The 21,454-nt window shown below is 73.9% G+C and carries 19 protein-coding genes; 13 read left to right on the top strand and 6 right to left on the bottom strand.

The annotated features are described in order from the left end of the window. Nucleotides 1-24: 24 nt before the first annotated feature. From KPF22_RS20390 to KPF22_RS20380, 3 genes are all read right to left on the bottom strand, one after another. Nucleotides 25-711 carry a DUF4352 domain-containing protein gene (locus KPF22_RS20390; protein WP_100877300.1) on the bottom strand — a complete coding sequence of 229 codons (687 nt, stop codon included), beginning with the start codon at nt 709-711 and terminating at the stop codon, nt 25-27. 1,199 nt (nt 712-1,910) lie between these two features. Further along, nucleotides 1,911-3,203: an SLC13 family permease gene (locus KPF22_RS20385; protein WP_208825846.1), complete on the bottom strand. Its 1,293-nt coding sequence runs from the start codon at nt 3,201-3,203 to the stop codon at nt 1,911-1,913. A gap of 73 nt (nt 3,204-3,276) precedes the next feature. Then, nucleotides 3,277-4,377 carry a PrpF domain-containing protein gene (locus KPF22_RS20380; RefSeq protein WP_208825844.1) on the bottom strand — a complete coding sequence of 367 codons (1,101 nt, stop codon included), beginning with the start codon at nt 4,375-4,377 and terminating at the stop codon, nt 3,277-3,279. Nucleotides 4,378-4,651: 274 nt separating this feature from the next. Here KPF22_RS20380 and KPF22_RS20375 point away from each other — a divergent pair, with 274 nt between their 5' ends. From KPF22_RS20375 to KPF22_RS20350, 6 genes are all read left to right on the top strand, one after another. Continuing rightward, entirely contained in the window at nt 4,652-5,563 is a 912-nt protein-coding gene (locus KPF22_RS20375; RefSeq protein WP_179760449.1) for a LysR family transcriptional regulator, read from the top strand. A gap of 85 nt (nt 5,564-5,648) precedes the next feature. Further along, a complete protein-coding gene (locus KPF22_RS33250) occupies nt 5,649-6,476 on the top strand; it encodes a phosphatase PAP2 family protein (RefSeq protein WP_208825842.1) in 828 nt (275 codons plus the stop codon). 478 nt (nt 6,477-6,954) lie between these two features. Continuing rightward, complete coding sequence (locus tag KPF22_RS20365) at nt 6,955-7,374, top strand: PEP-utilizing enzyme (protein ID WP_178375381.1); 420 nt, start codon at nt 6,955-6,957, stop codon at nt 7,372-7,374. A 61-nt stretch (nt 7,375-7,435) separates the two neighbouring features. After that, complete coding sequence (locus KPF22_RS20360) at nt 7,436-8,866, top strand: hypothetical protein (protein WP_208825840.1); 1,431 nt, start codon at nt 7,436-7,438, stop codon at nt 8,864-8,866. A gap of 104 nt (nt 8,867-8,970) precedes the next feature. After that, entirely contained in the window at nt 8,971-9,591 is a 621-nt protein-coding gene (locus tag KPF22_RS20355) for a hypothetical protein (protein ID WP_224403023.1), read from the top strand. A 2-nt stretch (nt 9,592-9,593) separates the two neighbouring features. Continuing rightward, entirely contained in the window at nt 9,594-12,113 is a 2,520-nt protein-coding gene (locus tag KPF22_RS20350) for a pyruvate, phosphate dikinase (protein ID WP_224403022.1), read from the top strand. A gap of 85 nt (nt 12,114-12,198) precedes the next feature. On the opposite strand, the gene KPF22_RS20345 is transcribed toward KPF22_RS20350, so the two are convergent. Genes KPF22_RS20345 through KPF22_RS20335 form a run of 3 tightly spaced genes read right to left on the bottom strand, consistent with a single transcriptional unit; the run spans nt 12,199 to nt 15,039 of the window. Further along, on the bottom strand, nt 12,199-12,936 hold the full coding sequence (locus tag KPF22_RS20345; protein ID WP_224403021.1) for a tyrosine-protein phosphatase: 738 nt from the start codon (nt 12,934-12,936) through the stop codon (nt 12,199-12,201). Further along, a complete protein-coding gene (locus KPF22_RS20340) occupies nt 12,933-14,030 on the bottom strand; it encodes an HAD family hydrolase (RefSeq protein WP_224403020.1) in 1,098 nt (365 codons plus the stop codon). Before KPF22_RS20340 ends, KPF22_RS20345 begins: the two co-directional genes overlap by 4 nt. A 10-nt stretch (nt 14,031-14,040) precedes the next feature. Next, the gene (locus KPF22_RS20335) at nt 14,041-15,039 is read right to left on the bottom strand and encodes a hypothetical protein (protein WP_224403019.1); all 999 of its coding nucleotides are present in this window, start codon (nt 15,037-15,039) and stop codon (nt 14,041-14,043) included. A gap of 229 nt (nt 15,040-15,268) precedes the next feature. On the opposite strand from KPF22_RS20335, the gene KPF22_RS20330 reads away from it, so the two are divergent. The 7 genes from KPF22_RS20330 to KPF22_RS33245 all read left to right on the top strand — a co-directional run bounded on the left by KPF22_RS20330 (nt 15,269) and on the right by KPF22_RS33245 (nt 21,442). After that, on the top strand, nt 15,269-15,562 hold the full coding sequence (locus KPF22_RS20330; protein ID WP_208825829.1) for a EutN/CcmL family microcompartment protein: 294 nt from the start codon (nt 15,269-15,271) through the stop codon (nt 15,560-15,562). A 53-nt stretch (nt 15,563-15,615) separates the two neighbouring features. Beyond that, nucleotides 15,616-15,939: a BMC domain-containing protein gene (locus KPF22_RS20325; RefSeq protein ID WP_208825827.1), complete on the top strand. Its 324-nt coding sequence runs from the start codon at nt 15,616-15,618 to the stop codon at nt 15,937-15,939. 99 nt (nt 15,940-16,038) lie between these two features. Next, the gene (locus KPF22_RS20320) at nt 16,039-17,448 is read left to right on the top strand and encodes an aldehyde dehydrogenase family protein (protein ID WP_224403018.1); all 1,410 of its coding nucleotides are present in this window, start codon (nt 16,039-16,041) and stop codon (nt 17,446-17,448) included. A 2-nt stretch (nt 17,449-17,450) separates the two neighbouring features. Further along, a complete protein-coding gene (gene eutJ, locus KPF22_RS20315; RefSeq protein WP_224403017.1) occupies nt 17,451-18,380 on the top strand; it encodes an ethanolamine utilization protein EutJ in 930 nt (309 codons plus the stop codon). Next, nucleotides 18,377-19,012: a BMC domain-containing protein gene (locus KPF22_RS20310; RefSeq protein WP_208825822.1), complete on the top strand. Its 636-nt coding sequence runs from the start codon at nt 18,377-18,379 to the stop codon at nt 19,010-19,012. The genes eutJ and KPF22_RS20310 overlap by 4 nt, the downstream gene beginning before the upstream one ends. Continuing rightward, nucleotides 19,009-20,406: a malate dehydrogenase gene (locus tag KPF22_RS20305; protein WP_224403016.1), complete on the top strand. Its 1,398-nt coding sequence runs from the start codon at nt 19,009-19,011 to the stop codon at nt 20,404-20,406. The genes KPF22_RS20310 and KPF22_RS20305 overlap by 4 nt, the downstream gene beginning before the upstream one ends. A 4-nt stretch (nt 20,407-20,410) precedes the next feature. After that, a complete protein-coding gene (locus KPF22_RS33245) occupies nt 20,411-21,442 on the top strand; it encodes an alcohol dehydrogenase catalytic domain-containing protein (RefSeq protein WP_224403015.1) in 1,032 nt (343 codons plus the stop codon). The last annotated feature ends 12 nt before the right edge of the window (nt 21,443-21,454 follow it).

Raw genomic sequence — 21,454 nt, 5'->3', positions numbered from 1 at the left:
GGCGCGCAGCTCGGGGGAGGGAGGTCAGTTCGTCCAGGTGATCGGGTCGGAGAAGCTGAACGAGGGTGCGTACTTCACCGCGTTGACGTCGGTGGTCTGCTGGTCGCCGCAGATCATCCCCGAGGTGGTGCCGCCCGGGGCGAGCTGACCGGAGTTCAGCGCCTTGGCCCCGGCGTTGAACGGGATCGACGCGGATGCCTCGACCCCGGCCGGGGTGGTGAACTTCCAGTCGAACGGGTTGAACGACGCCGGGCTGGACCCGTTGTTCTTGTAGGTGACTGTCGAGCACGCCTGCGTCATGCCGAACTCGGTGACCTGCTCGGGTGCGGACGCCGAGATGGCCAGGTCTCCGGAGGTGGCCTCCTGCCCGAACTTCACCGACTGGTCCCCGCTCGCGGGGGCACCGGCGGCGGCAGGGGCGGCGTTCGCGTCGCCCGAGGCGGTGGCCGGGGCCTGCTCGTCGCCGCCACCGCCGGTGGCGATCGCGATGACGACGATCGCGACCAGGATCCCGAGGGTCACCTTGAGCCCGGTGCGCTTCTTCTTCGGCGCGGGCGGCGGGATCTGCGGGGCCTGGTTGTACTGCGGGTACTGGCCCTGCGGGGGCGGGTAGCCCTGCGGCGGGTACTGGCCGCCCTGCTGGGGCGGGTACTGGCCGTAGTAGGGCTGCTGCTGGGGGTGGCCCTGGTAGGGGCTCTGCGGCGTAGTCACGTACCGCTTATCGGCCGCGTCACCCCGTCATTAGCGCTCGGAACTGCGGATCATCAACGTTGTTGAACTGCTCTTTACCCAGGCAACCAGCGAGGTTCACCCCACTCGCCGGGAGGGTTGTGGAGACGGACGCCAAGCTCCTCGCGCAACATCTCGCGTAGCCGCTGCGCGTAGCGACGACAGCTCGGCGGGTTGGACGTGGAACGCCTCTGCCGCGACCCCGCTGCCGTAGTCGACGTAGGGAGGCCCCGGCGTCACCGCGGGAAGATCTCCCTCGACCACGAGCGCGGCCACAGCACGGTCGATCGGCTTGCGGAACCCCGTTGAGTCGGCCGTGGGCGGAACGCCCGAGGAAGGCGAAGACCTGGCCTCGAGTCACCCGACCGTCCTCCGCCTCCGCCGCCGCGCGCAGGGCCTGTGCCTGGGCGCAGTCACCGAGTGCGCCAGCAGGCGCTCGAACTGCTCGGGGTCGCAGCGAACTCTCGCCGAGCTCGTCACGTCCCTGCCGCTCGACGGTCAGGGCGTCCCGGAGCTTGTGCAGTTCGGGAGTAGCGAGCCGGCGCAGGTCGAGCATCGCAGTGATGGGCAGGGACATGACGACTCCGAGATGCAGCGACGCTCCGGGACGAGCTCGCCCCGTTCGTGTCCGCCGCGCGAACTGCAGGAGGTGGCCGGCGCGCACGCCGTCGCGAGGCTGTCGCGGGGGAGGGGGGCTCGACCGAGGCCCGGTGCCACAACGAGGCGATACGTTGTGTGGGCGCGTGAGAACGGATACCCCGTCTCTGAGCAGGGTCGCATTCCTGCCGAGGTCGACGAGGCCTGCCGTGACCGCGACTCGAGCACCGCGACGTCCTTGTGGGACCGCCGACCGCGGCGGGTCGACCCGGGCCGTCCCGTTCTGACCCACCCGACCGTGCTGTTCGTCGGTGTCCGCGACGGCGGGAGAGCGCAGACGGCCATCGGATCGATGCGCACCACAGCCCTTCCGCGGGGTGCGCGGGTGTCCGGTGCCGCGGGGCCTGCAGCAACCGGGCGCGGACGGCGTGGTCGTCGTCGGCGGGCAGGCAGCCCGGCCCCCGGACGGCCGTGTGCCGGTACCCGCGGGGAGCGGGTACCGGCACACGGAGGTCGGTCGGGGACGCCCCGGTCGCGTGGGTGGGGTCCCGTCCCGACGTCGTCGGGGGTGCTGGCCGGCGGGGTCAGAACGCCCCGGGCAGGACCAGGACCGCCCACGCGGCGAGCGGGCCGAGGGCCACGATCCCGCAGGTGTAGGTGATGACCTGGCGGTAGAAGCGGGTGCGGTCGACACCCCGTGCGTTGGCCAGCACCAGGGCGCCGTTGGTGGAGAACGGCGACACGTCGACGATCGTGGTGGAGATGGCCATCGCCGCGATCACGCCCGCCGCGGGCAGCGAACCGGTCAGCAGCAGCGGGATCGCCATCGGGATCACCGCGGTCAGGATCGCCGTCGAGGACGCGAAAGCCGAGGTGATGCCGACGACCAGGCACAGGACCAGGGCCACGAGCAGCGGGGCGCCCAGGTGCACGGCGCCCTCGGACACCCACTCGATGGTGCCCGCGTGCTCCAGTACACCGACGTAGGTGACCATGCCCGCGACCAGCAGGATCGTCGGCCAGCTGATGCCGTCGATCGCCTTGCCGAGGTTGTCGCGGTCCATCAGGGCCAGGACGGCACCGGCGGCCAGGGCGAGGAAGCCGATCTGCAGGTGGAAGGCCAGGGCGCCGACGACGAGGCCGACCAGCGCGACGAGCGTGGCGCGCTGCTGCCAGGTCACGACGCGGGGCTGCGTGCGGACCATCGTCGCCACACCGCCGCCCCCGGTGGGCAGCTCGTCGTCGTCGGCGGGTTCGGGCCGCTCGACGAAGCTCTCCTCGCCACGACGGCGGAGCAGCAGGTAGGTGATGCCGCCGAGCAGGGCGTTGAACGCGAGGCTGGCGAAGAACAGCACGGCCTGGGACACGGCGAGGCCGGAGTCGGCGACGATCCCGAAGACCAGCGCCCCGGAGACGGCCATCGGGGAGAAGGCCCCGGCGTGCGCGCCGCAGATGACCATCATGCCGATCATCAGCGGGCTGATGCGGTACTTGAACGCGAAGTTCATGCCGACCGGGACGAGCAGTGCGACGGCGGCCGGGGTGAAGGTGCCGAGTGCGGTGAGCACCGCGGCGACGGCGAACAGCACCCAGGGCACCAGGATCGCGCGGCCCCGCACCAGGCGGATCCCGGCGTCGACGAGCAGGTCGATGGTGCCGTTCAGCTTCGCCACGGAGAACAGGTACGTGACGCCGACGACGGTGATGAACAGCGAGACCGGGAAGCCCTCGAAGATCTCCTTCTCGTCGAGGCCGAGGGCGAACGTCCCGACCACGAACGAGGCGACGAAGGCGAGGATCCCGATGTTGATCGGCAGCATCGTCGCGACGACGAACATGCCGGCCAGAACCAGGACGGAGAGGAGTTGGGGTGACATCGTTGTCCTTCGTGACTCGGAGCGGTCCGGGTGTGGGCGGGAGCCGGCCGGTGGTGCCGGTCCCGGGGCGGTGTCAGGCGGCGTGCACCGCGGCGGTCGGGACGGTGGCGGCGGTCGCGGGCTCCGGCAGGGCCAGGAGCGCGTCCGCGATCCGGCGCGCGGTGCGGCGGACCGCGACCGCGGGCAGGCCGTCACGGCTGCCGTGCACGGTGGCGATCACGCCGGCCGGGGTGTCGATCAGCAGGTCCTCCCGCTCCGTCGCGACGAGGTCGTGCAGGACGGTACCGGCGGTGCGGGTCGCAAGGGTGAGCGCGATGCTGCCGGTCACGGCGAGTGCCGGGTGGGTGCGCCCCATCGACAGCATGCGGACGGCCACGTCGGACCGGCCCGGCGCGCCCTCGGCGACCAGCGCCAGCTTGGGGACGGCGCGGGCGGCGTCGCGCGGGGTGTCGGCCAGGCCCATGCGGACGGCCGCGGCCCGGCGGAGCACGTCCAGCCGGTCCAGCAGACCCGGCAGCGCGTCGATCTCGGCGGGCGACTCGTGCCCGGTGATCCCGACGGCCGCCGCCGGGACGACGACGACCGGGGCGCCGGCGTCGACGAGGGTGACCGGCACGCCGTGCACGACGTCGGCCGGGTTCCCGCTGGGCAGCAGCGACCCGGTCGTGCGACCGGCCGGGTCGACGAACCACATGCGGATGCCGACGCCGGGGGTCGGGACCCCGGGGATGTGCTCGTGGCCCTCCTCGACGACGCGTCCACCGGGGGTCGGCACCTCCAGCACGATCAGCTGGCCGGTGTTGGTGTTGTGCACGCGGACCTCGGTGACGTCCCCGGTGGGGACGACCCACCCGCGGCGCAGCGCCCACGGCCCGACGACCGCGGAGCAGTTCCCGCAGTTGCTGGTCCGGTCCACCCGGCCGTCGGCGATGCCGACCTGGGCGAAGGTGTAGTCGACGTCCGCGCCGGGGCGGGTGCTGCGGGAGAGGATGACGGCCTTGCTGGTGGTGGACGTCGCGCCGCCGACGCCGTCGATCTGGCGCGGGTCCGGACTGCCGTAGAGCCGGAGCAGCACCTCGTCCGCGGTGCGGCCGTCGACCCGGAGGTCGTCGGCGTCGAAGACCCAGCACTTGCTGGTCCCACCGCGCATCCACGTGGCGGAGATGTCTCGCATGGCTGCTCCCGGGGTTGCGGCGCGGCCGCCGGGGGTCGGCGACGTCGTCGACGGTGACGCCGACCGACGTGCAGCACAATCACGAGTTGTGGCACCCTCGTGAAGTACTGCTTCAGGGTGGTGAGGGCCGGAACGGGGCGAGAGACCGGCATCCTCGCGCGACTACGCTGCTCGGCAGTGTGAAGCAGAACTGCACGACCCCCAGTAGAACGCTGATTCACCGACCCCTCGTCATCGGTCGCTTCGCGCGGCCTACCGGCCCCCGGAGGCCCCCGTGCTCGACGTCCGACGGCTCGCACTGCTCGCCGCGGTGCTCGACTCCGGCTCCATGACCGCGGCCGCCGAACAGCTCGGCTACTCACCGTCGGCGGTGTCCCAGCAGCTGCGCCGGCTGGAGAAGGAGGCCGGCCAGCCGCTGCTGCAGCGCCAGGCCCGCGGGGTGCTCCCCACCGAGGCCGGCGCGGTGCTCGCCGGGCACGCCCGGCACGTGCTGCGCCGCCTCGAGGCCGCCGAGGCGGACCTCGCCGAGCTGGCCGGGCTGCGCCGCGGGACGCTCGCGATCGGTACGTTCCCGACGATCGCGAGCGCGCTGATGCCACGGGTCGTCAGCCGCTTCCGCCGTCAGTACCCCGACATCCGGCTCGACGTCCGCAGCGCCCGCCACGACGAGCTCATCGCGATGCTGGAGAGCGGCCGGGTCGGGATCTCGCTGCTCTGGGACTACGCCTGGGACCGGGTCGACCCAGGGCAGTTCTCGCTCACCCCGCTGCTCGACGACCCGACCGTCCTCGTCGTCGCCGACGACCACCGCCTCGCCCGCCGCCGCAGCGTCACCATGGCCGAGCTGGCCGACGAGGACTGGATCGTCCGCGCCCACGACCACCCGGTGGCCGAGGTGCTGGAACGCAGCTGCCGGGCCGCCGGGTTCTCCCCGCGCATCGCCTTCGAGGCGAACGACTACCAGGAGGCGCAGGCGATGGTCAGCGTCGGCGTCGGGGTGGCGCTGGCCCCGCGGACGGCGGTCAGCGCACCCCGTCCCGACGTGCGGGTGCTCGGTCTCGGACGGGAGGCGCCGTCGCGGCGGGTGCTGCTGGCGCACCGGCCGGACCGGCTGCGGGCGCCGGCGGAGCTGGCGATGCACCAGATGCTGGTCGACGTCGCGCGGGAGTACCAGACACAGCCCTGAGCCCGGACGATCGCGTCGGTGTCCCCGTACGTCCCGCGCCGGCGCTCTCAGCGCCGCCACAGCACCGGCGCGGGACAGTTGCGCGGTGAACACCGCCGATGCACAGCAGGCCGCGGGACTCGTCCTGACACTCGGATGGCTGCTCGTCGCGGTCGTCCTGTCCGCCCACCGGGCGGGCCTGGTGACGTCGGGCCCGCTGATCGGTCGCGACGTCCGGCTCCCCGGCCCGTTGCTGTGGGGGTCGGGTGCGGCGGTGGCGTTCTACACCGGGCAGGCCGTCGTCGTCGACGCGGTGGAGGACGCCCCGAACCGCATCGTCGCCGGGGCCGACCGGCCGGTGCTGGACTGGATGATCGCCCACCGCACCCCGGACCTGACGTCGCTGATGGAGGCGGTCAGCCGCTACGGCGGTACGAACGGGACGCTGCTGCTCGCGACGGTGGCCGTCGCCGTCCTGCTGGTGACGCGTCGCTGGTGGGACGCACTGGCCGTCGCCGTCGCGACCGGCGGTGTGGCGGTGCTGGTGCCGACCTTCAAGGACCTCTACGGCCGCACCCGCCCGCCGGTGGCGACCCAGCTGGTCGTCGAGCCCGACCTGTCGCTGCCCTCCGGCCACGCCCTCGGCGCGATCGTGGTCATCGGGATCATCGCCGTGGTCCTGGGGCGCGCGGTGCGGTCCACCGGGTGGCGGGTCGTGCTCGGTGCCGTCGCCGCCGCCGCGGTGCTCACGATCAGCCTGAGCCGGCTCTACCTGGGGGTGCACTGGGTCACCGACGTCGCGACCAGCTGGACGCTCGGCGGGGCCTGGCTCGCGGTCGTCGTCACGGGTCTGATGTGGGTGACCGGACGGGGCCCGGGGTCCGGCGTACGCGGTCGTCCGGCCCGGCGCCCCGGACCGCCCGTCGCGGGCTGATCAGCTCGGCGCGCAGCACCCGGCCCCGGCGCCGGCGACGACCTCGTCCCGCATCGCCGGTCACGGACTCGGAGTGGTCGGGGCGGTGCGCGAGGTCGAGCGGTCCGGTCCCCGGCCCGCCCCGAGGCTGCCCGCGCGTGCCGCCGTCCCGTCGACGATCACGGGGTCCCGCGGCTCCGTCGTCGCCGGTTCCCTCCGCGCCGGGCCGTCCGGCCGGACACCGGCAGAGCCCGGCGCGGCGGCGGACCGGTGCGCGGGCGGCACCGGCACGCCACTCGGGCGGAGGTACCGCACGACGTCCCGTCACTGCTGATCTGGATCTGTCTCCGCAGGACAAGCTCCCCGTCCAGTTTTGTCCGTCGGTTCCATCGGAGCACGTGGTGATTGGCGGCACTGTGACCCACACGACGCCGAGGTGCCGTGACCGGCCGGCCCCGCGGGACGACGCCGGTCCACCCGAGTTCAAGGAGGAACTTCCATGGCCGAGGTACTGGCCGAGGGCTACAACGTCTTCGACACCGGCAAGTCCCCCAGCGGAACCATCAAGTACCTGTCGTCCCCGGCCGACGTCATCTCGCTGATCCAGTCAGGGAAGCTGCAGGAACACATCCTCCTGGTGCAGGGCGGCACGACCACCTTCCTGGCTCCCGCGCTCAGCATGGGCGCCATCGGCGTGATCACGATGTCCGGTGCTCCGGAGTCCCACCTGGGGATCCTGTCCCGCGAGTTCCAGACGCCCTGCGTGATGACCGCCCACCTCACCAGCAGCGACTCGCGCTACGTCGTCGGCAGCACCGACCCGTCGCACTTCGACGAGATCGCGACGGCCCTCGACGGCCGCAAGGTCCGACTGGACTGCACCGACGGGGAGGTCGGCCGCGTCGTCGCCGACGACTGACCCGGTCCCGACAACGACCCCCTTCCACGACGCCGACGAACCGGGACAGGAGCACAGCGCAGTGACCGCAACCGAGGGCAAGAAGGCGACCTACAAGCAGCGATACGAGGAGGGCGACGACGGTCTCCGGTTCCAGGATCTGACCTACACCGGCAACTTCGTCGGCCTCGAGCCCGTCACCGACGGCATCAAGGGCGACAAGATGCTGAAGGAGCGCGCGAAGTCCGGTGTGCTGGAGAAGGTGTCCAAGGAGGACGTCCTGAAGGACCGGTTCAGCATCGACGAGCTGAACGACCTCAACAACTACCTGGCCTGGAACATCTGGGACGTGCTGGTCATGCGCGCCACCGAGGGCGTCAGCGGCATGATCCCCCGCCAGGAGTACGAGATCCTGGCCTTCATGCACGAGTTCTACCGCTGGCCGGAGATCCTGCGCATGACCACCAACGAGGTGGGTGCGCAGGGGGTCATGGACATCGGGGCCAGTGCGCGGCGCGAGATCGGCACCAAGGTCAACTCCGTGCACGACTGGTGCATCGGCGCCGTCGGGTTCGGCATGGGCCGGTGCGGCCTGCTCGCCCTGGAGGCCATCGGCCCGGACGACTACGTCGCCGAGTCCAACGAGATCCTCAAGTTCATGCAGCGCGTGCTGTGGGGCAAGCGCCAGGACGGCTACATCCTCAACTCCCAGGACCGCTACCGCTGCCGGATCCACGAGGAGGACTTCCTGCAGCAGCTCACCTCGCAGATCGAGCCCCTCGACCACGGCAGCCCGAAGCACGCGGCGTTCACCCAGTTCAACGCCGCCACCGAGCTGCTGGCCTTCCTGCACCACTACGACAACCGGCTCGGCCTGGGCGACACCGGGCCCTACGAGCTCCCCGACGGCACCCTGCTGATCCTGCGCGACCTGTTCGTGAACGAGGAGATCTACCACTGGTCGGACGTGAGCGAGGACGCGAAGCTCCCGCACGCGTACACCCTGGCCATGATCATCGACCCGGAGAAGATGGGCCTGGAGGAGATCCGGGTCAACGACATCTCCACGACCTTCACCCGCCCGAAGAACTACATCGAGGCCATCATCGGCGGCGCGGTCTTCGCCCGCGAGAAGTGGGACACCCCGATGGGCGAGGTCTACCCGATCGCCGTCGACGACCTGTCCGACCACCTGGGCCGGGTCCAGCAGGCGACCCTGAAGCTGTACACCAAGACGTCGAAGATGTGCCGCCGCGACCTCATCTGGAACGGGCAGTACGTCTACTACATCGACATGATCCTCCCGCACCTGCGCAAGGCGGGGACCTACGAGAAGGCCTGCCGCGACTACGACCTGTGGGAGATCGACCAGCGGGTCTCGAACTACTACTACGAGATCACCAAGCGCGGCTTCGCCCAGGAGACGGTGCCCAGCAAGATCTTCTCCGGCGCCGGTTACCTGCCGTTCTCCGACAAGGCCGACCTGCGCAGCTCGAAGGGACGCTGGCTCTAGACCCGCCGCACCGGCCCGCCCGCGGGCCGGCCCACCGACGAGCCGACCGGACCGGGCGGCGTGGCGCTCCCCGCCACGCCGCCCTGCCACGTGAAGGGACACCCATGTCCGCAGCCGTGCTGGACAAGACGGACTACGACGTCCTCGACGTCGTCGCCCTGAAGAAGATGGCGACCGCCCAGGTCGTCGCGGCGGCCTCCGGCGTCGCCGCCGACCGTGTCGACGCGGTGCTGGAGGACCTGGCCGGGCGGGGCCTCGTCGTGGTCGCCGGGGGTGCGGCGCTGCCGACCGACCAGGCGGAGCCGGCGCTGCGGGCCGCCGCCGCGGAGCACTACGCGCCGGTGCGCACCGACGACGACGTCCTCGCGCTCGTCGACCGGTTCGAGACCACGAACGCCCAGTTCCTCACCACGATGTCGTCCTGGCAGCAGATCGACGTCGGGGGGCGGAAGGTCACCAACGACCACACCGACCCCGACTACGACGACAAGGTCATCGCCCGGCTCGAGAAGCTGGTCGCCCGCCTCACCCCGCTCCTGGAGGCGCTGGCCGCCTTCGACGCCCGCTTCGCGCTGTACGGCCGGCGGTTCGAGGCCGCGATCGGGTCCGTCGACGAGGGACGGCACGAGTTCGTCTCCTCGCCCACGATCGACTCGGTGCACAACATCTGGTTCGAGTTCCACGAGGACCTGCTGCGCACCCTCGGCCGGGAGCGGACGGAGTGACCGTGGCCGAACCGCAGAGCACCGGGCGCCCGGGCGTGCCGGCCACACCGGGCTTCACCTGCACGTTCGCCGAGGCCGATCCCGCCGATGTCGACCGGCTCGGTGGCAAGGGCAGCGGTCTGGCCCGGATGAGCCAGCAGGGGCTCCGCGTCCCGCCGGGATACGTCATCGGCACCGACGCGTGCCGTCGGTACCTCACCGAGGGGACGCTCCCGGCCGGGCTGGCCGACGAGGTCGCGGCCCGGCTCGCCGAGCTCGAGCGGGACTCGGGGAAGACCTTCGGCGCCGGTCCGACCCCTCTGCTGCTGTCCGTGCGGTCCGGGGCGCCGGTCTCGATGCCCGGGATGATGGACACCGTCCTGAACCTCGGCATCGGGCGGGAGGCCGCCGTCGCGCTGGGCGCCGTCACCGGGGACGCCCGCTTCGTCGCCGACCTGACCGCCCGGTTCCACGCGATGTACGCCGAGACCGTGCTCGGCGCGCTCGACCCGGGCGAGGGGAGCGACGCGCTCGTCGCCGCCGTCGACCCGGCCGAGGACGCGGGCGCGGTGTACGACCGCATCTGGTCGGCCTGCGAGGCCGCGCTGGAGGAGTCCGACGGCGAGTCCGTCCCGGCCGACCCCACGGCCCAGCTGTTCGGCGCCGTCGAGGCGGTCTTCCGGTCCTGGAACACCCGCCGGGCCCGGACCTACCGGGAGTTCCACGCGATCCCGCACGACCTGGGCACCGCCGTCGTCGTGCAGTCGATGGTGTTCGGCAACCTCTCCGACGACTCCGGCTCCGGCGTCGTCTTCACCCGCAACCCCGCCTCCGGCGAGCCCGGCCTGTTCGGGGAGTACCTCGCGCACGCCCAGGGCGAGGACGTCGTCGCCGGGACGAGGACCCCGGACCCGGTCGACCGGGCACTCGCCCCCGCCCTGCTCGACGAGCTGCGGCGCACCTGCGCCGACCTGGAGCGAGACCGGGGCGACGTGCTCGACATCGAGTTCACCGTCGAGCGGTCCACTCTCTACTTCCTGCAGGTCCGCAGCGCCAAGCGCACCCCGGAGGCGGCGGTGCGGATCGCCGCGGACTTCCTCGCCGAGGCGCACGTCGCCCCCGCCGTGGCCCTGCGCAACCTCAGCCCCGAACAGGTCCGCCAGGTCCAGCGCCCCGGCTTCGACGACGACGAGGTCGCCCGTGCCCGCGCCGGGGACCGGCTGCTGACCACCGGTATCGGGGCCTGCCCCGGCCAGGTCAGCGGGGTCCTCGTGCTGGACCCGGACCGGGCGAAGGAGCGCGCCGACGCCGGCGAGGACGTCATCCTGGCCCGCGCCGTGACCAGCCCGGCCGACCTGCACGGGATGATCGCGGCGAACGGCATCGTGACCGCCACCGGCGGCTCCACCAGCCACGCGGCGGTCGTCGCGCGGGCGCTCGGCACGTCCTGCGTGGTGGGCGCGTCGGCGATCACCGTCGACGAGGCGGCCCGCACCCTGGTCGTCGGCGGCCGGACCGTCGCCGAGGGCGACGAGGTCTCCCTCGACGGCGCCGGGGGAGAGCTGTTCCTCGGCCGGATCAGCACCGCGACGCCCGCGGCCGCGACCGGGGCGCTGGGCTCGGTGCTCGCCGTCGCGGCCGAGGCCTCGGGCTGCGAGGTGCTGGTGCGGGTGACGTTGCCCGCCGACGTCGCCCGCGCCCGCGAGGCCGGCGCGAGCGGGTTGGTCACCGCCGTCGACGATGTCCTGGCCGCCACCGGCCACCTGGACGGTCTCGTCGAGGAGCTGCTGTCCGACGCCGGGGTGCAGGAGCGCTTCGACCGCGTCGCGGATCTGGTGGAGCAGGAGCTCACGCCGCTGCTGGACGCGGCGGGGGACCTGCCCGTGGGGGTCCGCGCCGTGGACCTCGTCGCCGACGAGGCGCGGGAGCTGCTCCAGCAGACGGCGGTCACCACCCGGCACCCGGAGCTCGCCCTGCCCCTCGGCCGCCCCGCGCTGGTCGAGGCCCAGCTGCGCGGCCTGACCCGGGCGGCCGCCGCGGCGGGCCGCACGAGTGGGGTCCACCTCGCGGTGCGGCACCTGTCCGACCCGGCCGAGGCGGCGGCGCTGCGCGCGTCGGCGACGGAGGTGCCGGGCGCGGTCGCCGTCGGCGCGTACCTGACCAGCCCGCGGGCGGCTGCCGGTGCGCCGGACATCGCGGCGTGCGTCGACGTCCTCTGGGTCGAGGTCCGGGCGCTGCAGTCCGCGGTGTTCGGGATCCCGGCGCGCCAGCTGCTGACCTCCGACCCGTTGGACGACTACCTGCGGCGGGGGCTGCTGTCGGTGGACCCGCGCACCGCGCTCGACCCGGTCGTGCGGTCGCTGCTCGGCACCGTCGCGACGGCGCAGCGGGCGGACCTGCCGGTCGGCATGCGGCTGTCGGGCGAGGTCCCGGAGGAGGCGGCCGCCCAGCTGTACGGGCTCGGGTTCCGCCGCTTCGCCGTCGACGTCGACGGGGCCCGGCCGCTGGTGCTGGCGCTGGGGAAGGCGGCCCTGGGCGACTGAGGACCGGCGGCCCCTCGCCCGGGGCCGGAGCAACGCGGCGGCCCTCCCCGGACCGGGGAGGGCCGCCGCGGTGTCCGTGGCCCGGTCAGCGGCCGGCGGGCACCAGGAGTCCGTCGCGGAGCTGCCGCGGCACGGACGCGGCGATCCCGCGTCGTCGCGCCCAGCCGTGGGCGCCGCCGTGGTCGCGGTCGAGCGCGGCCAGGAACCCGCGGATCGTGTACTCGCGTGCCTCGTAGACCGCGGGCGGGACGACGTCGATGTGGTCGCGGTAGCGCGGCCAGGTGCGGAAGCGCTCCACGATCCGGACCATGTTGGGCCCCGAGCGCAGGTAGTCGGCGACGATCTCGTCGTCGTCGACGCCGAGCAGCCGCAGCAGGAGCGCGGTGACCAGCCCCGTCCGGTCCTTGCCCGCCGCGCAGTGCAGCAGCGTCGGGCGCCCGGCCAGCGCCGCGACCACCCGCACCACCGTCGCCAGCGGCGACGCCGGTGACGACAGGTGCTCCAGGGAGAACGACAGCGACTGCTCGTGGGCGGGCAGGTCCGAGACCGGGAGGTCGAGCAGGGGCGCGTTGAGGTAGCCGACCGGCCGCAGGGCGAGGGGCCCGCGACCCTCCTCGACGGCCTCGGTCCCGCTCCGCAGATCGACGACCAGCTCCAGCCCGAGGCCGGACACCAGGTGGTCGACGTCGGCGGGGGAGAGCGCCTGCAGGGTGTCGCTGCGGAACAGGGCGCCGGGCCGGACCCGCAGGTCCGGCCCGGCGCGCAGCCCACCGAGGTCGCGGAAGTTGTGGACGCCGTCCATCCCGCGGGGCGGGGTCGTCATCCGCGCACCACCCGCCGCACGGCGTCGAGCAGCTCCCGCCCGGCGACCGGGCCCGGTGGACCGGGAGGCGATGCGGCCGGGGGACCGGAGCCGGGCCCGGGGCCGGGAGGGGTCTCGGTGGCCGGTGCGGCCCCGGCCGGCGGAGCGAGCCCGGCCGCGGCGGTCCGGCGCCGGTCCCGGCGCACCCGGGCCGCGCTGCGCAGCGGCACCCGGAGCGGGTCGCCGCCGCAACCGCACCCGCAGTCCCCGTCCCCGGCCGCCGCGTCCCGCACCGGTGGGCCGGCGTCGTCGGACGGCTCCGGAGCGGAGCCGGAGCGCGGAGGGGTCGCGCAGGCGGGGGCCGTGCCGCCGGCCGGGACCGCGCAGGCGCCCCCCGGGGGGAGCGCGGCGGCGTCGCCGAGCAGGTGCGCCGTGATCTCCTGCGGCCACAGCGCGACGAACTCCGCCCCGGCGGCGAGCAGCTCGTCGGGGGAGTGCATCCCCCACGCCACACCCACCGCGCGGATGCCGACCTCGACGGCGTCGCGGACGTCGCCCGCGGTGTCGGTGACCAGCACCGTGCTGGTGAGGTCGGGGGTCTGCAGGCGGCCGCCCTCGTCGTAGTCGGCGGAGCAGCGGCGACCGTAGGAGTTCGCGGCGTCGGCGAGGAAGGTGCGCATGGCGGTGCGCTTGTCGGGGGTGACGTCGCCCCCGAACACGTGGGCGAAGCAGTACGCCAGGTCGTTGCCGGTGAGCACCCGTCGCATGACCTGCATCGCGTTGGACGACATCACCGCGAGCGTGCAGTGCCCGGCGAGCCGCCGGACGACGTCGGCGACCCCCGGGACCAGCGGCGGGTCGTACTCCTCGCGCAGCAGGGTGAGGAAGGCGTTCTTCACCTCCGCCGCGTGGGCCTCGTCGCGGCAGAGCTTCGCGATCGAGTCGTAGACGTTGCCGCGGAAGAGGTCGAAGTACTGCTCGGGTCCGTCCACCCCCAGCCCGAACCGGTCGTTGATCGTCGAGAACACCGTCCAGGAGGCGATGCGGGTCTGGACCAGCGTCCCGTCGAGGTCGAACAGCACGGCCTCGACCGGACGCGGGGGCGTGGGGCTCACGGTCGCGGCCTCACTTCGGGTCGTGGACCCTGTCGTACACGGCGCCGAGCTCGCCCATGCCGACGAAGTCCATGCACTCGCCGTAGGCGGTGCGGCCGTCGAGGTCCCAGCGCAACAGGGCGTTGTGCCCGACGACGCCGGGCTGGGACTGCCACGGGAAGGTGGTCAGGGCCCGGCCCTCGGCGTTCCACACCGTGTCGGCGGTGTCGGTGACGCTGATCGAGATCTGTTCCGGGTAGAGGTGCGAGCGCTTCGTGACGCCGCCGCCGGCCTTGAGCCCGCGCAGCTCGCCGTTCTCGACGACGTAGCCGTGGGTCAGGCGCAGCGGCGACTCGCCGTCCGGGCCGTTGTCGGTGGAGAAGTCGAACAGGCCGTGCAGCACCAGGTCGGTCCCGGCGTGGGCGTGCATCCAGCTCAGCCGCGAGGTCTGACGCTCGGCACGCACCCCCCAGCTGTGGTCCATCGTGGACACGCAGTCGATCGGGGTCGTGACGCCGCGGAGCCGGATCTCGCCCTCGTAGTGCCCGGACTGGTCGAAGTGGCCGGCGTAGGCGTGGCCCCAGGTCTTGGCCATGTCCTTGCCCGCGGCCAGCGGGTCCACGTCCGGGTCGTTGATGTCGTAGGGCTCGTGCAGGGCGGTGTAGCGGAACCGGATCTCCAGGTCGGCGGCCGGGTCGGAGTAGGAGACGTCCCAGATCCGGTTCGGGTCGGTCGCGACGACCTTCAGGCCGTTGGCCAGCTCGTAGTCGAGCAGGTTCGACGGCTGCGGCACGACCAGGTGCTCCCAGGCGTCCCAGTAGTCGGCCTCCCAGGGGGCCCGCACGCGGCGGCTGTTCACCGAGACGGTGGAGCCCACCACACCCAGCGGCTCGCGGAACAGCCCGTAGAGGCCGATGTTCATCGGCCGGTCGGTGTCCTGGCCCGCGTAGAGGCCGAAGTAGTTGGTCTCGGCCCAGAGCGGGTCGTCGCTGGTCGGCGGGTGGAACTGTGCGTCCTCGGGGCGGATCACCGATGAACCTCCTGGCGCGCGGGGGCCCGGGGCGGCCGGGCCGTGGTCTACGTCCTGCACGCTCCCGCGGTGCTCCCGGTCCGGCCACGGCGCCGAAGGACAACGGCCGCCGGTCACGTTGTCCGGAACGGATAAGGCTGCGGGGATCGTGCCGGTCCTACTGTCCCGGCAACGGTGGTCCGGCTCGCGCCGAGGCCACCCGGCTTCTACCGACGGAGGTGGTCCGGGCATGCAGCTGGCCAAGGTGCTCGGCCAGGTCGTCTCGACGATCAAGGGCCCCGGACTCGAGCGGTTCACCCTCCTGCTGGTGCAGGAGGCCGGCTCCGACGACCCGGAGCGCGACGGCGGAGCCGTGTTCGTCGCGGTGGACACCGTCGGTGCCGGGGTCGGCGAGATCGTGCTGGTCTGCGCGGGCGGAGCCGCCCGGGTGGCGGCCGGCCCCGACGTCCCCACCGACCGGGCGGTCGTCGGCATCGCCGACACCGTCGTGCGGGTCGGCAGCGTGACCTACCAGAAGACATGACGACGGTCGCCGATCCGGCACCGTCGGCACCACACCGGCATCAGGAGGAAGACATGGCTCCGACGACTGGAACCCCGGCCGTCCCGGCCCTGCGCGGCGCGCTGGGACTCATCGAGACCAAGGGGCTGGTCGGTGCGATCGAGGCGGCCGACGCGATGGTGAAGGCCGCCAACGTGCAGGTGCTCGGCCACCGCGAGATCGGCGGCGGTCTCGTGACGATCATGGTCCGTGGCGACGTCGGCGCGGTGAAGGCCGCCACCGACGCGGGCGCCGTGGCCGCGGGCAAGGCGGGCGAGGTCGTCTCGGTGCACGTGATCCCGCGGCCGCACGACGAGACCGAGAGCATCCTCGCCGTCCTCACCCGGCCCAAGGGCTGACCGACCACACCCCGGGCCGGGCCCGCCCCGCACCGGTGCACGCCTGACGTGCAGCGGCGACCGGGCGTGCCCACCCACGACAGAGACGGAGGTGTGGGGATGACCGCGACAGCGCCCGCCGACCCGCGCGGGCTCGACGCCGACCTGGCGGGACTCGCCGACGTCCGCGCCAAGGCCCGCGCGGCGAGGGCGGCCTTCGACGCGATGGAGGGGACCGACCAGGAGACCCTCGACCGCTACGTCCGGGCGATGGCACGGGCGGGCACGAAGGCCGCCGAGGAGCTGGCCCGGCTCGCCGTCGACGAGACCGGCTACGGCGTCTACGAGCACAAGATCTACAAGAACCGCTACAACACCGGCTTCGTCGCCCGGTGGATGCTGGAACGCCGCGCCGTCGGCGTGCTCTGGGTCGACGACGAGGCCCGGGTGACCGCGGTCGGTTCCCCGATGGGCGTCATCGCCGGGATCATCCCGGTCACCAACCCCACCTCGACCGCACTCTTCAAGTGCCTGGCCGCGGTGAAGTCGGGCAACGCGATCGTGCACGCCCCGCACCCGCGCGCCGCCCGCTGCACCCTGCGCGCGGTCGAGATCATGGCCGAGGCCGCCGTCGAGGCGGGCGCCCCGGAGGGGCTGGTCTCCTGCCTGGAGCACCCCACCCTGCCCGCCACGGCGGAGCTCATGCGGCGCCCGGAGATCGCGCTCGTCATGGCCACCGGCGGGCCGGGCATGGTGCGCGCGGCCTACTCCAGCGGCAAGCCGACGATCGCCGTCGGGGCGGGCAACGTCCCCGCCTACGTCGGGGCGAGCGTCGCCGACCCGGCCGAGGCCGCCGAGATGATCATCACCTCGAAGTCGTTCGACAACGGCACGGCGTGCGTGGCCGAGCAGTCCGTCGTCGTCGTCGAGGCGGTGGCGCCGGCCTTCCTGGCCGCGTTCGAGCAGCGAGGCGCCTACTGGATGAACGCACCCCAGCAGGCCGCGCTGGCCCGGGTGCTGTTCGACGAGCGCGGCGCGATGCGTCCGGCCTCGGTCGGGCAGACCGCGATCTGCCTCGCCGAGACGGCGGGGTTCGCCGTGCCGTCGTCGACCCGGGTGCTGGCCTGCGAGCTCGACACGGTCGGGGTGGACACCCCGCTGTCGCGGGAGATCCTCGGCCCGGTCCTGTCGGTCTACCGCGCCGCCGACCGCGACGCCGGGTGGCGCCGCTGCCGGGAGATCCTGGCGCTCGACGGCGAGGGGCACACGGCCGCCGTGCACGCCTCGGACCCGGAGGAGATCGCCCCGTTCGGTGCGTTGCCCGCGGGCCGGATCGTGATCAACACACCGGCGCTGTTCGGCGGGATGGGCTATTCCACCGACGTCGACCCCTCCTTCCAGCTCGGCACCGGCAGCTGGAGCGGGTCGATCTGCTCGGACAACGTGACCCCGCTGCACCTGATCAACATCAAGCGGATCGCGCACGAGGTGCGTCCGTGGCGCACCGTCTACGACCCGGTGGAGCTGTAGCCGTGGCGACCGCGACCGCGGGTCGCCGCCCGGGACGCCGGCGTCCGGCGCGCGCCGCCGAGACGCGCCGGACGCCGGACCAGCTGCTCACCGCGGCGGCCGCCACCGCCGGGTCGGTGGCCCGCGACGGCGCCCCCGACGGGCCCGCGGCCGCCGCGCTGGCCGCCGCGGCCTCCCTGCGGGCCGGGGTCGACCTCGGGACGGCGAGCTGTGTGCTCGTCGTCCTCGCGGTCGCCCCGGACGGCACCGAGCACCCCGTGTGGATCGACGCGTCCCCGTCGGGTGCGCTGGCCGACGGCGTCGTCGTCGACTTCGCCCGCGCCACCGCGACCGTCCGCCGCCTGCGGGAACGGGCCGAGGCCGGACTCGGCGTCGGGCTGGGTGCCGGCGTACCGGTCGCGACGGCCCACCCGCCGTGCATCCCGGCCGCCGACGCGAAGGCCTGCAGCTACGTCTGCGAGACCGCCGGGTTCGACCGGGTCGCGCTCGTCGACGAGGTCGCGGCGGCGCAGCGCACGCTCGGGATCCGCGACGGCGTCGTCGTCGACGTCGGCGGCGGCTCGACCGGGGTCGGGGTCTACCGCGACGGCGCCCTGGTCGCGCTCGACGACCGCGCCGGCGGTGGCCACCACCTCGACCTGGTGCTGGCCGGGGGCCTGGGCATCGCCGTCGAGGAGGCCGAGCCCTACAAGCGGGCCCATCCGGACGAGGCGTTCCCTCTCCTGGTCCCGGGGCTGCAACGCATCGCGGAGAACGTCCGCGCGCTGACCGTGGGCGCCGAGGACCTGCCGCTGCACCTGGCGGGCGGCGCCCTGATGATCGCCGGTGCGCAGCGCGTACTGGCCACGTACCTGGAGCGAACCGTCGTGACCCATCCGCACGCCCTGCTCATCACCCCGATCGGCATCGCCCGCGCGGAGGTGCCCGCATGAGCAACGCGAGCCCGACCCTGCGCACCTACGCCTTCGTCGACCGGATGCAGCCCCAGTGCGCGGCGCACATCGCCGCGACCAGCCCCGGCGACGTCCCGCTCGCGGGGATGGCCGAGCTCTACATCGAGATGGCCCCCGGGAACGAGGTGTTCCGGGCCGCCGACATCGCGCTCAAGGCGGCCGGTGTCCGCCCGGCCCTGCAGATCATCGAGCGCGAGTTCGGGCTGCTGGAGATCCACTCCGAGCAGCAGGCCGAGGTGCTCGCCTCCGGGCAGGCGATCCTGGACGAGCTCGGGATGACCGAGGCCGACCGGATCCGGCCGACGATCGCCTCCACCCAGTTCATCACCAACGTGCACCCCTACCAGGCGCAGCTGCTCAACAAGTGGCGCAAGGGCTCCATGCTGATGCCGGGCCAGAGCCTGTTCGTCATGGAGGTCGCACCCGCCGCCTACATCGCGGTGGCCGCCAACGAGGCGGAGAAGGCCGCGAACATCACCGTCATCGAGCTGCGCGCGGTGGGCCGGTTCGGCCGGATGTTCCTGTCCGGGACCGAGAGCGAGGTGCAGTCGGCCCGCGACGCGGCGGTCGCCGCGCTGGAGGGCGTCCACGGCCGGGAGGTCACGCGATGAGCGTCATCGGAGCGGCGCAGGTCGACGACGCCGTGGGAGGGGTGCTGCGGGTCGCGGCCCGCGACGTCGTCACCCCGCTCGCCCGGGAACGTGCGCGCGAGCTCGGCGTGGACATCGTGTCCGGCCCCGCCACGGCCGCGCCCACCCCCACGGCCGCGCCCGTACCCGCCGCGGACCCCGCCCGGTCCTCGGCCACCACGACGCCCCCGTCCGCCGTGCGCGGCGCGGGTCCGCCCCCGCCGCCCCGCCCGATCGCCTCGGTGCCGCCCCCTGCTCCACGCCCGGTCACCCCGGCGCCGTCCCCGGTCGGCCCGGTCCCGTCGGCCGCCGCCGTCGCCCAGCTCCGGGGCGCCGCGCCGCCGCCGGTGCGTCCGCCCTCGGGCGCGCTCCACCGGCGCGGTGCCCCGCTCCCCGCCGCGGTGCGGCCCGGCGGCCCCGGCGGGGGACGCGGGGCGACGCGCACCGGCCGGGTGGTCGTCGTCGGGGCGGGCAACGTCGGCATGATCGCCGCGATGCGGCTCGCCGACGCCGACGTCTTCGCCGAGGTCGTGCTCGTCGACATCGACGCCGGCCGGGCCGCGGGCGTCGCGCTGGACCTCACCCACACCGCCGCGCTGTCCGGGTTCGACACCCGGGTCCGCGGCGTCGGCACGGTCGAGGAGGCAGGCCCGGCCGACTACGTGGTCGTCACCGCGGGCCGGCCGCGCACCCCCGGGATGAGCAGGTCGGATCTGATCAGCACGAACGCCGCCATCGTCGGCGAGGTCGCCGCGCGGGTGGCGGCGACCTCGCCGGGTGCGGTGATCGTCGTCGTCACCAACCCGCTCGACGAGATGACCCAGCACGCCTGGAAGGCCTCCGGGTTCCCGTCGGAGCGGGTCCTCGGCATGGCCGGGGTGCTCGACACCGCCCGGTTCCAGGCGCTCACCGCGCTGACCGGCGTCGCCCGGGCCGACCGGATCGAGGCCTGGGCCCTGGGCAGCCACGGCGAGGAGATGGTCATCCCGCTGTCGCGGGCCACCGCGGACGGGCGGCCGCTCGCCGCGGCGGTCCCGGCAGCCGAGCTCGACGCGATCGTCACGCGCGCCCGGGGATCGGGCGGCGAGGTGGTCGGGCTGCTGCAGAAGGGCAGCGCCTTCCTGGCGCCCGGTCTGTCGGCGGCCCGCATGGTGCTGGCGATGGTCGCCGACTCCGGGGAGGTCATGCCCGCCGCGGTGCTCGCCGACGGCAGCTACGGCATCCGCGGGGTCTACGTCGGGCTCCCGGCCCGGCTGGGCCGCGGCGGCCTGACCGAGATCGTGACGATCGACCTGCAGCCGGCCGAGCTGGAGGCGCTGGCCGAGGCCGCGGCCCGGATCCGCGAGCGGCTCGCCGACCTGGCCGAGGCGGCCTGACGTCGTGCGCGCGGTGACCTACGCCGGCGACGGCGCGGTGCGTGTCGCGCAGGTTCCCGACCCCCGGATCGAGCAGCCGACCGACGCGGTCGTCGAGGTCCGCAGATCGGCGGTCTGCGGGACGGACCTGCACCTCCTCGCGCACGACGAGGGGCTGCCCGCCGGCTCGGTGCTCGGCCACGAGTTCGTCGGGCAGGTCGTGGAGACCGGCACCGCGGTGCGCGGGCACCGCGTCGGCGACCTCGTCGTCGGAGCCGACTTCGTCGCCTGCGGCACCTGCTGGTGGTGCCGGCGGGGTGACCACTGGGAGTGCGCGGAGCGGCGGTTCTTCGGCACCGGGACCGCGTTCGGCCCGCCGCTGGCCGGCACACAGGCGGAGCTGGTCCGGGTGCCGCACGCCGACACCGTGCTCCGGACCGTCCCCGACGGGGTGTCCCTCGACGCGGCCGTCTTCCTCGGCGACACCCTCGCGACCGGCTACGCGGCGGTGCGCCGCGCCGGCCTGCAGCCCGGCGACACCGTCGCGGTGGTCGGCGGTGGCCCGGTCGGCCAGCTGACGGCGCTGGCCGCGCAGGCCTGCGGCGCCGGAGCGGTGCTGCTCGTCGAGCCGGTCGCGTCCCGCCGCGCGGTCGCGGGCCGGGAGGGCTCGGTCGCCGTCGCCCCGGAGGAGGCGGTCACGGCGGCACACGGGCTGACCGACGGGCGGGGCGCCGATGTCGTAGTCGACGCGATCGGTGGCCCGCGTGGGCTCGGCACGGCGTTCGGGCTGGTGCGCCGCCGCGGCACCGTCGTGTCGGTCGGCGTGCACGACGGTCCCTGGGACCTGCCCGCCGGACGGGCCTTCGGCGACGAGCTCACGCTCCGGTTCGCGATCGGCGACCTGATGCGCGACGGCGACCGGCTCCTCGCCCTCGTCCGTTGCGGCGCAGTCGATCCGACGGTCCTCGTGGAGGACCGGGTGTCCCTGACCGACGCACCGGACGCCTATCAGCGGATGTCACAGCGACGTACGCTGAAGTCGCTGATCGTGTTCTGACGGCTGGGGGTG

Origin of the sequence: Pseudonocardia sp. ICBG1034 (assembly GCF_020131375.1) — a bacterium.
GTDB classification, from domain to species: domain Bacteria; phylum Actinomycetota; class Actinomycetes; order Mycobacteriales; family Pseudonocardiaceae; genus Pseudonocardia; species Pseudonocardia alni.
This window is presented reverse-complemented; position numbering and strand designations above follow the sequence as displayed.